Raw genomic sequence first — 11,540 nt, 5'->3', positions numbered from 1 at the left:
ACGCCTCCAGGCGCTCGGTCTCGGCGCGCAGCCGGGGGCCCGCGTCGACACCCGCGTACGGCTCGCCGCGCCGCGGCCCGGACCGAGCCGGTCCGGGCCGCGGAGGGCGGCGCACCACGGTCGGCCTCGGCGCGCGCGTATCTGCGCCACGCGGCGGGGAAGGTGGCCGGCGCGGCCGTCTCCCTCCTCGCCGTGCTCGTGACGAGCTTCTTCCTGTTCCGGATCATCCCCGGCGACCCGGTCAAGGCGATGACCCACGGGCTGCCCACCTCGGCCGAGCAACTGGCCACGCTGCGGCACCAGTTCGGCCTCGACCTGCCGCTGTGGCAGCAGTTCGGGGACTACTGCGCCAAGGCGCTGAGCGGCGACCTCGGCACCTCCTTCCAGTTCCGCGCCCCGGTCGGCGAGCTGATCGCGCAGAAGCTGCCCGCGACGCTGCTGCTCACCGGGACCGCCGTGGTGCTCTACTCGGCGCTCGGGCTCTGGCTGGGCACCCGGTCCGCCTGGCGGCACGGCAGCCTGGGCGACCGGCTGAACACCGGGGTGGCGCTGACCCTGTGGTCGGTGCCCTCGTTCTGGCTCGGGCTGCTGCTGATCATCGTGCTCTCGGTGGGCGTGGGCCCGGTGCCGGGGCTCTTCCCGACCGGCGGCATGGAGTCCGGCACCGGCGAGACCGGCTTCGCGTACGCGCTGGACGTGGCGCACCACATGGTGCTGCCGGTGCTGACCCTGGTCGCCGTCGGGTACGCGCAGACGCTGCTGGTGATGCGCTCCTCGCTGCTCGACGAGATGGGCGGCGACTACCTGACCACCGCCCGCGCGAAGGGGCTGCGCGACGATCTGGTCCGGCGCCGGCACGCCGTGCCGAACGCGCTGCTGCCGACCGTGACGATGGTCTTCATCAACCTCGGGCACGTGGTGGCCGGTTCGATCCTGGTGGAGACGGTCTTCTCCTGGCCGGGCCTCGGCGGGCTGTTCTACCAGGGCCTCAGCGTGCCCGATCTGCCGCTGGTGCAGGGGCTGTTCGTGGTCTTCGCGGGCGCGATGATCGTGATGAACCTGCTCGCCGACCTCCTCTATCCGCTGCTCGACCCCCGGGTGGGCCGATGACCTCCTCGCCGAGCTCTCCGCCGGCTTCCTCGCCGAACCCTCAGCCGGCCTCTCCGTCGGCCTCCCCGGCGGCCTCTCCGTCAGCCTCTCCGTCGGCCTCCTCGCTGGCCTGGGCGCGCAGGCGCGGCACCGTCGCCCGCTTCTGGCGCTCCTACCGAGGCCACCGGGCCGGGCTGTACGGCCTGCTGGGCCTGGCCCTGATCGGGCTGATCGCGCTCACCGCCCCCTGGACGGTCGGCGCCGACGTGCAGTCGGTGACCAACGCGCCGGGCACCGCCCTGGAGCCGCCGAGCGCGGAATTCCCGCTGGGCACCGACCAGTTCGGGCGCTCGCTGCTCGGCCTGCTGCTGTGGGGCGCGCGGATCTCGCTGCTGGTCGGGCTGCTCGCGGCGACGCTGTCCGTCGCCATCGGCACCCTGGTGGGGATCGTCGCCGGGCACTACGGCGGCTGGTTCTCCACCGTCGTCATGCGGATCACCGACTGGTTCCTGGTGATGCCGACGCTGGTCCTCGCGATCGTGCTGGCGACCGTGATGTCCCGCTCGATGTGGACGGTGATCCTGGCGATCGGCGTGACCAGCTGGCCGACCACCGCGCGGCTGGTGCGGGCGCAGACCATCGCCGTGGAGTCCCGCCCGTACATCGAGCGGGCGACCGCGCTCGGCGGCGGGCACCGGCACGTCATGGCCCGGCACGTGCTGCCGAACGTGATGCCGCTGGTCCTCGCGCAGACCACGCTCGGGATCTCCACGGCCATCCTCACCGAGGCGACGCTGGCCTTCCTCGGGCTCGGCGACCCGACCGTCGTCTCCTGGGGCGGGATGCTCCAGGACGCGCGCGAGGCGGGCGCCGTCTCCTCCGGTCACTGGTGGTACCTGGCCCCGCCCGGCATCGCGATCGCGCTGGTCGCGCTCGCCTTCACGCTGTGCGGGCGGGCCGTGGAGTCCGTGCTCAACCCGAAGCTGGGGGTGGGGCGATGAGCCTCCTGGAGGTGCGGGACCTGCACGTGACGTACGGCTCGGGGGCGGCGGCCGTGCCCGCCGTGCGCGGGGTGGACCTGAGCCTGGCGGCGGGCAGCAAGCTGGGGCTGGCCGGCGAGTCCGGCTGCGGCAAGTCCACGATGGCGCTGGCGCTGCTGCGGCTGCTGCCCGCCACGGCCCGGACGACCGGGGAGATCCTGCTGGACGGGGAGGACGTCCTCACCATGAAGTGGGGGCGGCTGCGCGCGGTGCGCTGGGCGGGGGCGTCGATCGTCTTCCAGGGCGCCATGCACTCGCTGAACGCGGTCCGCCGGATCGGCGACCAGATCGCGGAGCCGCTGCTCGTGCACGGCCGGGCCACCCCGGCGGCGGCCCGCGCCCGCGCCGGGGAGCTCCTCGAACACGTGGGGCTGCCGGCCGCGCGGGCGGCGGCCTATCCGCACGAGCTGTCCGGCGGGCAGCGGCAGCGGGTGATGATCGCGATGGCGCTGGCCTGCGAGCCGCGGCTGATCGTGGCGGACGAGCCGACGACCGCGCTCGACGTGATGATCCAGGCGCAGATCCTGCGGCTGATCGAGCGGCTGGTCGCGGAGCAGGACATCGGGCTGCTGATGATCAGCCACGACCTCGCCGTGCTCGCCGACACCTGCGACCGGCTCGCGGTGATGTACGCGGGGCGGGTGGTCGAGGAGGGGCCGGCGAAGGCGGTGTACGAGGCCGCCGCGCACCCCTACGGGCGGGCGCTGTCCGGGGCGTTCCCCCGGATCGGCGACCCGGCCTCCCGACGGGCCCCGCGCGGCCTGCCGGGCGATCCGCCGGACCCGGCGGCGCTGCCGTCCGGCTGCTCCTTCCATCCGCGCTGCCCGGTGGCGCTGGAGCACTGCGCGGAGCGGGACCAGGAGCTGCGGGACGCGGGCGCGGGGCGCCGGGCGGCCTGCGTACACGTGGGGAGCACAGCATGAGCACGACACCGCTGTCACCGTCGGTGCCGTCGCCGGAGCCGGACCCGGCACCCGAGCCGGCTCCGGCACCGGAGCCGACGCCGGAGCCGCTGCTGTCGGCGCGCGGGCTGCGGGTGGCCTTCCCCGGACGGCGCGGCGGCCCCGCCGCGCGGGCCGTGGACGGGGTGGACCTGGACATCGGCGCGGGCGAGATCGTGGCCCTGGTCGGCGAGTCCGGCTGCGGCAAGACCACGCTGGCCCGCTCGCTGCTCGGCCTGGTCCGGCCCAGCGGCGGCGAGGTGGCGTTCGCGGGGGCGCCGCTCGCGTACACGGGCAAGGCCCTCAAGGCGTACCGCAGGCGCGCCCAGCTCGTCCTCCAGGACCCGAGCGGCTCGCTGAACCCGCGGCACACGGTGTACGACGCGGTGGCGGAGGGGCTGCGGATCCACGGCCACCGGGGCGACGAGCGGGCCGCGGTCCACGCGGCGCTGGCGCGGGCGGGGCTGCGCCCGCCGGAGCGCTTCCTGCTGCGCTATCCGCACGAGCTGTCGGGCGGGCAGCGGCAGCGCGTGGTCATCGCGGGCGCGCTGGTCCTGGAGCCCGAGCTGATCGTGGCGGACGAGCCGGTGGCCTCGCTGGACGCCTCGGTGCGCGGCGAGATCCTGGCGCTGCTGCTGCGGCTGCGCGACGAGCTGGGCCTGTCGGCGCTGGTCGTCACCCACGACCTGGGGCTGGCCTGGAACATCGCGGACCGGGTGGCGGTGATGTACCTGGGCCGGATCGTGGAGACGGGCCCGGTGGAGTCCGTGCTGACCGACCCCCGGCACCCGTACACCCGGGCGCTGCTCTCGGTGCTGCCGGAGTCCGGGGGCGAGCCGGTGGTGCTGACCGGCGAGCCCCCGGACCCGGCGCGCGTCCCGTCCGGCTGCCGCTTCCACGCCCGCTGCCAGATCCTGGCCGCGGGGCTGCCCGCCGGCCTGGCCGACCGCTGCCGTACGGAGGACCCGGCGGTCCTGCCGGGCGGCGGCGGTCGGGCGGCGGCCTGCCACTGGGCGGAGCGGGAGCCGGCGGCGGGCTGAGCTCAGGCCCTGCTGCGGGCCGGCTCCGGGTGCCGGGGCGCGTAGCCGACGATCCGGCGGGCGGAGAGGTCGGGCTCCGGCTCGGCCGCCCCGTTGGTCCAGCGGCCCAGGCACATCTCGGCGGTGATGCCGGGGCCGAAGCCGGCCAGGATGCCGCGGGCGCCCTCCGCGAGCCCGCCCTCGTCGAAGAGGCGGCGGACCGCGTCCAGCACCACGGCGCTGGCGATGTTGCCGTACTCGGTGAGCGTGGACCGGCTGAACCGGAAGGCTTCCGGCGGCACTTCGAGATAGTGGCTGAGGTCGTCGAGAATCCGCGGGCCGCCCGCGTGGATGATGTAGAAGTCCAGCTCCCCCGCGTCCCAGTCGTGCGCTCCGGCGAGCTTCCGCAGCGCCGGGGCGAGCGGCTCCATGGTGCCCGGGACCCGCTTGTCGAGGAGGAAGTGGAAGCCGGTGGCACGCACGCTGTAGGCGATCCAGTCCTCGGTGTCGGGCACCAGGTGGGCGTCGTTGCGCTCCAGGACGATGCCGGTGCCGCCGCGCCCGCGCACCACGGCGGCGGCGACGGCGTCGCCGAACAGGCCGTTGGAGAGCAGCGAGCCGACGCCCAGGTCGGTGGGCTGGTAGCAGAGCGAGCAGAACTCGCAGGACACGATGAGGACGTTGGCGTCCGGGTACGCGGTGCAGAAGTCGTGCGCCCGGTTGACGGCGGCGCCTCCGGCGGCGCAGCCGAGCTGGGCGATGGGGAGCTGCCGGGTGTGGCTGGGGAAGCCCATGGTGTTGATCAGCCAGGCGGTGAGCGAGGGCATCATGAAGCCCGTGCAGGACACGTAGACGATCATGTCGATGTCCCCAGGGCCCAGTCCCGCGCTGGCCAGCGCCTCCCTGACCACGGCCGGGACGCGGGCCTTCGCCTCCGCCTCGTACAGCGCGTTGCGCTCCTCGAAGCCGGGGTGCTCCAGGGTCTGCTCGATCGGCTGCACGATGTGCCGACGGGTGACCCCGGTGTTCCCGATCAGCCGCAGGGCGAGCGGCAGTTGGGGGTGGTCGGCATGGCGTGCGCGGGCGAGGTCGAGCGTCTCCTCCATCGTGATCACGTACTCGGGTACGGCCACCGCCGGCTTGCACAGAGTCACCACGACAGGCACTCCTTCGTCTCGTCCGCCGTGAACTGCGGCCCACACTCGCTCCGGCGCGGCGAGCCCGCAACCGCGCGGGCGGCGAACCGGCTGCGGAGCGTCACCGCCCGGGGCGGGCGCGCGTCCTCCGTTCAGGGGGCTGTCGGCCTCCGGCGTGTCGCGGCGGACCGGGCCCGGGAACAGGCCCCTCATGAGCACCGAATCCCCCACGGCCGGCCCCCGGCCCGTGCGCGTCTGGCCGGTCGCCGACCTGCCCGCGCTCGACTTCGACCCGCTGCTGACCGAACTGCTCGCCGAGGAGCCGGTCGCCCGGATCCGGCTGCCGTTCGGCGCCGAGCACGAGGCATGGCTGGTCACCCGGTACGCGGACGTGCGCGCGGTGACCTCGGACCCCCGGTTCGGCCGGACGGCGCTCCTGGAGCGCCCGGTGACCGGGATGACCGGGCACATGGTCGCGTCCAAGGCGGCGCTGAACTACGCCGACCCCCCGTACCACACCGGGCTGCGGAAGGCCGTGACGAAAGCGTTCACCGGGCAGTCCACCAAACGGCTGCGCCCGCTCGCCCAGGCGACCGCGGACCGGCTGCTCGACGCGATGGAGGCGGCGGGCTCCCCGGCCGACCTGATGCGGCACCTGCACGGCCCGCTGCCGATGGCCGTCGTCTGCGATCTGCTGGGCTTCCCCGAGGAGGACCGGGCGGAGCTGGCCTGCTGGCCCGACCTGATCCTGTCCTCGGGCCCGGGGCCGGAGGAGAGCCGGGCCGCGAAGGCCCGGATCCACGCCTATGTCGTCCGGCACCTGGAGCGGCGCCGGGCGGAGCCGGCCGACGATCTGGGCGGGGCGCTCGCCGAGTCGCTCGCCGAGGGCCGGATCGACGCCGACGAGGCGGTGTCGCTGGCGATGGCGATCCTGATCAGCGGCGCCCACGCGGTGCGGAACAACAGCGCCAACATGGTGTGGCTGCTGCTGACCCGGCCGGAGCTCGCGGACCGGCTGCGGGCCGAGCCGGAGCTGCTGCCGCAGGCGGTGGACGAGCTGCTGCGCTGGATCCCGCACCGCAACGGGGTGGGGCTGCCCCGGATCGCGCTGGCCGACGTGGCGGTCGGCGGGGTGCTGATCCGCGCGGGCGAGGCGGTGTACGCGTCCTATCTGGCCGCCAACCGCGACCCGGCGGCCTTCCCGGACCCGGACACGGTCGACTTCGACCGCACCGGGACCGGGCACGTCTCCTTCGGGCACGGGCCGCACCACTGCATGGGCGCGATGCTGACCCGGATGGAGTCCGAGGTGATGCTCGGGACGCTGCTGGCCCGCTATCCGCGGCTGCGGCTCGCGGGCCGGCCCGAGGACACCCCGTTCCAGTCCCAGGGCCTGATCCGGGGGCCGCGCGAGCTGCTCGTCCGCTGGTGACGGGCGGCCGGCTCAGCCCCGGTCGTAGGCGGCGGTGAGCTCGCGGCTGCGCTTGACGTCGTCGGCCATCGCCGCGAGCAGGTCGTCCAGGGTGTCGAAGCGGAGCATCCCGCGGACGTACGCCAGGAAGTCGACGGCCACGTGCAGGCCGTACAGGTCGAGGCCCTCACGGTCGATCGCGTACGCCTCGACGGTCCGCTCGGTGGCGTCGAACTGGAGGTTGGTGCCGACCGAGATGGCGGCGGGCATCCGCTCGCCGTCGGCCGTCAGCCAGCCCGCGTAGACGCCGTCGGCGGGGATCGCGGTGTGCGGCAGGGTCTCGACGTTGGCCGTCGGGAAGCCCAGCTCCCGGCCGCGCTGGGCGCCGCGCACGACGATGCCCTCCACGCGGTGCGGGCGGCCCAGGATCTCGGCGGCGCCCGCCATGTCGCCCTCGGCGACCAGCCGCCGGGTGAGCGTCGAGGAGAACGGCTCACCGCCGCCCGCCGCGCCCGTCACCCGCAGGTCGATGACCTCGACGTCGTAGTCGTACGTGGCGCCCAGCTCGGCCAGGACCGTCACGTTGCCCGCGGCGCGGTGGCCGAAGCGGAAGTTGGGGCCCTCGATGACCCGCTGCGCGTGCAGCTTGTCGACGAGGACCTTCACGATGAAGTCGGCCGGGGACAGCTGCGAGAACTCGGCGGTGAACGGCAGGATCAGCAGCGCGTCCACGCCCAGCTCCGCCATCAGCTCGGCGCGCCGGTGGTGCGGGGCGAGCAGCGGCGGGTGGCTGCCGGGGCGCACCACCTCGGAGGGGTGCGGGTCGAAGGTGACGACCACCGAGGGGACGCCGAGCTCGCGGGCGCGCTCCACGGCCCGCCCGATGATCAGCTGGTGCCCGCGGTGCACCCCGTCGTAGGAGCCGATGGTGACGACGCTGCGCCCCCAGTCCTGGGGGATGTCCTCCAAGCCACGCCAGCGCTGCACTGTGACCGCTCCTCGTCCGCCTGTACCCATGTCCGCGTGTACGCCTGTTGGCGCAGGTCTAAGACTGCCATGCGCGGCAGGCCGCGTCGGCATCGGCATCGGCATCGGCCCGGGCGGGGTGACCTTCGTTACGGCCGGGGGCCGGGCGCGCGGGTCCGCGCGCAGCGCGTCGAGGAGTTCGGCGCGCAGGAAGCGGGAGGCGCCGGTGCCGGGGGCGGCGAGGACGGGGACGAGGGCGGCGCGGACGGCGGGCTGCGGTCCGGCCAGCAGCCGGAGCACCAGCGGGTGCAGGACGCAGCGGGCGACGGGCCCCTCTTCGAGGCGGGTGTCGACGAAGCCGGCGACCAGTCCGGCGCCCTCCGGGTGCCGCTCGGCGTACTCGGCGACGAGGTCGGCGGCGCGGCGGGCGAGGCGGGGCGTGGGGACGCGGGCGAGCAGCCGCAGCACGGCGGCGGGCTCGGCGCCGTGCAGCCGGGCGCGCAGCGCGCCGAGGACGGCTTCGGGGTGCGTGGGGAGGGCGGCGCCGAGCGCGTCGAGGGGCACGCCGGGCTCGGTGAGGGCGCGCGGCAGGTGCCGGGCGCGGGACTCCGGGTCGCGGACGAGCAGCCCGAGCGCGGGCCCGTGCAGGGCGCGGTCGGCGGGCCGGGCGAGCAGGGCGAGGGCGGCGAAGCGCAGGGTGGCCCGGTCGGCCTCGCCCGTGGCGTGCGGGGCGACGAGCCGTCCGTACGCGGCGGCGGCCGTGCGCCGCTCGGGCCGCCCGTCGTCGTGGGCCCAGCGGTCGACGGCCCGGCACAGCGCCGTGGGCTCGTCCTCGGCGAGCGCGCCGAGCAGCCCTTCGGCGAGCGGGTGGGCGGTGGCGACCAGGGCCTCGCACAGGTCGTCGACGGCGAGCCGCCGGTGGGTGTGCAGCACGGCCTGCGCGGCGGTGCCGACGGTGGCGCCGGGCGCGGCGGCCAGCGGCCGCTCGTCCCCGAACCAGCGGCAGAGCAGCGGCTGTACGCCCCGGGGGTCGGCGGCGAGCAGCCCGGCGACCGCGTCGAGGAAACGCGGCGGGGTCCCGGGCCCGGGCGCGGGATCGGCGGGCACCAGCCGCCGCAACAGATCGACCCGCTCCCCCTCGGCCAGCCGCAGCCCCACCCAGAACCCGGCCCCGAACCCGGGAAAGGCCCCGGCACCCCCGGGCCGCGCCCCGATCTGCCCGGCAAGCCGCCGCAGCACGCCCAGCAACGGCCGAGGATCCCGCACCCCTCCGAGCACCCCGCCGAGCAGCCGCGAGGCCCACCAGACGCCTTCGGGGGCGGCGGGGGGCGTGCCCGCCCCGGTGCCGCGGCCTGCGGCCTCCGGGGCGCGGCGGGGCGCCGGGATGCCGGAGGCCGCTGGGCGGGGGGTGGTGCGGTCGGGGCGGTCGGCCCCCGGAACTGCGGGCGCGCCGAAACCCCCGGCCCACCCGGGCACCGGGGCGCCGGAGGCCGCCGGGCGGCCGGTGGCGCGGTCGGCGCGGTCGGCCCCCGGAACTGCGGGCGCGCCGAAACCCCCGGCCGTCCCGGGCACCGGGGCACCGGAACCCGCCGGGACACCGGAGGCCGCAGGGCGCCCGGCGGCGCCGTCGGCACGGGCGGCACCCTCGGCCCCGGGAGCTGCGGGCGCGCCGAGATCCCCGGCCCACCCGGGCACCGGGGCGCCGGAGGCCGCCGGACGGCCGGTGGCGCGGTCAGCGCGGGCGGCCCCCGGAACTGCGGGCGCGCCGAAACCCCCGGCCGTCCCGGGCACCGGGGCACCGGAACCCGCCGGGACACCGGCGGCGCGCTCGGCGCTGGGCTCCCCCGCAACCGCAGCCGCCCCGGGCGCCCCGGGCGCCGAAGGCGTGCCCGGAGCGGCTGGCGGCGCCGCCCCTCCCCCCGCCCCGTCGGCGAAGCCCGCCAGCGCGTCGCACAAGGCCGTCAGCCGGGCGGACAGGGCGTCCGGGCCCTGGTCGTGGTGGAGGTGGTGGAGGGCCTGGAGGACGGGGCCGATGCGGTGGCGGGGGACCGGGAGGGCGCCGGGTGGGGGCGGGTGGTGGACCAGGACGTCCAGGGCGCGGTCGACGTCCAGGTGGGCGCCCTGGAGCCAGTCGGCGAGCTCCTCGTGGGCGAAGCGGTAGCCGGCGCCCGCGGGGACCAGCAGGGCCTCGGTGAGGACGGCGGAGGCCCAGCCGTCGGGCCAGGGGAACAGCTCCTCGAAGGACTCCCGGTCCAGCTCGCCCTGCCCGGGACCGAGGCAGCGGCGGGCCGCCTCGTGGACCCGGCCGCTGACCCGCGCGGCGAGTCGGCGCACGGCCGTGCCCCGCACCACGGGGCGGGTGCCGGCGGCGATCCGCACCGCGACCCGCAGGCACATCAGGGCCAGGTGCGCGGCGAACACCTCGTCCCGGCCCGGCCGCCCGCCCGCCTCGCCGCGGGTGGCGGCCAGGACCTCGCCGAGCAGCCGCAGCGCCAGCGGGTGCCGGGCGTCCTCCGGGTCGATCGCGTCGTCGGGGACGGCGTGCAGCCGCCGGGCCTCGCGGGCGGCGGCCTCGCCGAGGTCGCCGAGGACGACGGTCCTCGGCCCGGTGACGTACAGCGGCCCGGCCTGCTCCCAGTGCTCCGGGCGGCAGGCGGTCACCAGCCGGGCGCCGTGCGCGGCGAGCCACTGCTCGGTCGCGGTGGTCCAGGGCCCGAGGCGGTGGGCGAGCAGCGGCGGCATCTCCTCGGGGCCGTCGAGCAGGAGCAGGAGGGGGCGGTGGGCGGCGCGGGCGAGCGCGGCGGCCTGCTCGGGGGTCGCCCCGGCGGGGTCGCCGGGGGTGCCGGAGGCGGCGGCGACCCGTCCCGCGCGGTACAGGGCCCGCCCGACGGCGTCGGCGACGGACCGGTCGTCGGCGCGCAGGTCCGCGCCGCGCAGCCACACCGTGGGCGCGGGGGCCGGGCCCCGGGCGCGCTGCGCGGCGAGGGCGGCGAGGGCGGTGGTGCGGCCGGTGCCGGGGGCGCCGACGACGGCCAGCACGAGGGCCTCGCCGTCGTCCCGGACCCGCCCGGCGGGCGGCTCCTCGCGGGTGCCGGTGGTGGTGGCGGTCAGCTCCAGGACCCCGGCCAGGTTGAGGTCGCGGCCGTAGGCGGGGACGGTGGCGGCGTTGCGCAGCAGCAGCGCGGCGAGCGGTCCGGTGGGCGGCACCGGCAGGGCGTGCCCGGCCGCGCGCCGGTCGCCGTGCAGGGCGGTGCCGAGGACGCCGAGGACGGCGCCGGTCGCGGGGTCGAGGACGGGCCCGCCGGCGGCCGGTCCGCCCTCGTGCAGGGCCTCGGCGCCCTCGGTGCCGATGGCGAGCTCCAGGGCGGGCCCCGCCGTGGCGCCGAGCACCCGGGCCTCGCGCCAGCCGTGCGCGGCGATCCGTACGTACGTCCCGGGCTCGATGCCCTGGCGGGCGGCGAGCGGCAGCGGGCGGGCGGTCAGCCCCTCGGCGCGGACGAGCGCGAGCCCGCTGTCGGGCAGCAGGGTGAGATCGGCGGGGCCGACCCGGCGGCTGCGCCCGTCGGGGGTGCGGAGCAGGAGGGCGGCGCGGCCCCGGACCACTTCGTGGCCGGTGAGCACGGTGCCCTGGTGGTCGGCGAGGAAACCGGTGCCGCACGGCCGGCCGGCCGGATCCTCGATCCGCACCAGCTCCGCCAGGTCCCCGCTCCCCATCCTCCGACGGTAGGTCGGCGGTGATCACGGGGAAAAGTTCAGGAGCGAACGCGCCCCCTCGCACGCCCCCGCTTCGCTTCGAGCGCCTGACTGAACGGGTGAAATGAGTGAAGCGGGTGAAGAGGCGGGATGTACGCCCGTGGGGCGGTCACGCGCGGGTCGAGCCGCCGGGGCGCTGTGCGGGTCGGCCGCCCTGGTCTGGACGGCCTGGGAGGTGCACTGGG

General features: G+C 76.9%; 7 protein-coding genes and 1 pseudogene. 5 read left to right on the top strand and 3 right to left on the bottom strand.

Annotated features, from left to right (window positions below; translation table 11 throughout):
* Window positions 1-141 precede the first annotated feature (141 nt).
* The 4 genes from AB0C99_RS38755 to AB0C99_RS38740 are packed head-to-tail and all read left to right on the top strand — an operon-like array spanning window position 142 to window position 4,110.
* Window positions 142-1,110, top strand: coding sequence for an ABC transporter permease (locus AB0C99_RS38755; RefSeq protein ID WP_362485085.1), 969 nt, complete (start codon window positions 142-144; stop codon window positions 1,108-1,110).
* Window positions 1,107-2,090 carry an ABC transporter permease gene (locus AB0C99_RS38750; RefSeq protein WP_362485079.1) on the top strand — a complete coding sequence of 328 codons (984 nt, stop codon included), beginning with the start codon at window positions 1,107-1,109 and terminating at the stop codon, window positions 2,088-2,090. The genes AB0C99_RS38755 and AB0C99_RS38750 overlap by 4 nt, the downstream gene beginning before the upstream one ends.
* On the top strand, window positions 2,087-3,052 hold the full coding sequence (locus AB0C99_RS38745; RefSeq protein ID WP_362485077.1) for an ABC transporter ATP-binding protein: 966 nt from the start codon (window positions 2,087-2,089) through the stop codon (window positions 3,050-3,052). Before AB0C99_RS38750 ends, AB0C99_RS38745 begins: the two co-directional genes overlap by 4 nt.
* A gap of 11 nt (window positions 3,053-3,063) precedes the next feature.
* Window positions 3,064-4,110: an ABC transporter ATP-binding protein gene (locus AB0C99_RS38740; RefSeq protein ID WP_362485083.1), complete on the top strand. Its 1,047-nt coding sequence runs from the start codon at window positions 3,064-3,066 to the stop codon at window positions 4,108-4,110.
* Window positions 4,111-4,112: 2 nt separating this feature from the next.
* Here AB0C99_RS38740 and AB0C99_RS38735 read toward each other — a convergent pair whose 3' ends face one another.
* Window positions 4,113-5,246, bottom strand: coding sequence for a type III polyketide synthase (locus tag AB0C99_RS38735; protein ID WP_362485075.1), 1,134 nt, complete (start codon window positions 5,244-5,246; stop codon window positions 4,113-4,115).
* Window positions 5,247-5,436: 190 nt separating this feature from the next.
* Here AB0C99_RS38735 and AB0C99_RS38730 point away from each other — a divergent pair, with 190 nt between their 5' ends.
* Window positions 5,437-6,657, top strand: coding sequence for a cytochrome P450 (locus AB0C99_RS38730; RefSeq protein ID WP_362485073.1), 1,221 nt, complete (start codon window positions 5,437-5,439; stop codon window positions 6,655-6,657).
* Window positions 6,658-6,669: 12 nt separating this feature from the next.
* Here the strand turns inward: AB0C99_RS38730 and AB0C99_RS38725 are convergent, their stop codons facing one another.
* Both AB0C99_RS38725 and AB0C99_RS38720 read right to left on the bottom strand, forming a co-directional pair.
* On the bottom strand, window positions 6,670-7,623 hold the full coding sequence (locus tag AB0C99_RS38725; protein ID WP_362485081.1) for a bifunctional riboflavin kinase/FAD synthetase: 954 nt from the start codon (window positions 7,621-7,623) through the stop codon (window positions 6,670-6,672).
* A gap of 162 nt (window positions 7,624-7,785) precedes the next feature.
* Window positions 7,786-11,316: pseudogene (locus AB0C99_RS38720) on the bottom strand (trypsin-like peptidase domain-containing protein); the annotation flags it as partial.
* Window positions 11,317-11,540: the final 224 nt, after the last annotated feature.

Origin of the sequence: Streptomyces sp. NPDC048659 (assembly GCF_040650575.1) — a bacterium.
Taxonomy (GTDB): Bacteria; Actinomycetota; Actinomycetes; order Streptomycetales; family Streptomycetaceae; genus Streptomyces.
The sequence above is the reverse complement of the archived record's forward strand: the minus strand, read 5'-3'. Positions and strand labels throughout refer to the sequence as shown.

Excerpts from the sequence above, each read along its gene's own strand:
- AB0C99_RS38750 (WP_362485079.1), top strand. The coding sequence starts at position 1,107 with ATGACCTCCTCGCCGAGCTCTCCGCCGGCTTCCTCGCCGAACCCTCAG.
- AB0C99_RS38745 (WP_362485077.1), top strand. The coding sequence starts at position 2,087 with ATGAGCCTCCTGGAGGTGCGGGACCTGCACGTGACGTACGGCTCGGGG.
- AB0C99_RS38730 (WP_362485073.1), top strand. The coding sequence starts at position 5,437 with ATGAGCACCGAATCCCCCACGGCCGGCCCCCGGCCCGTGCGCGTCTGG.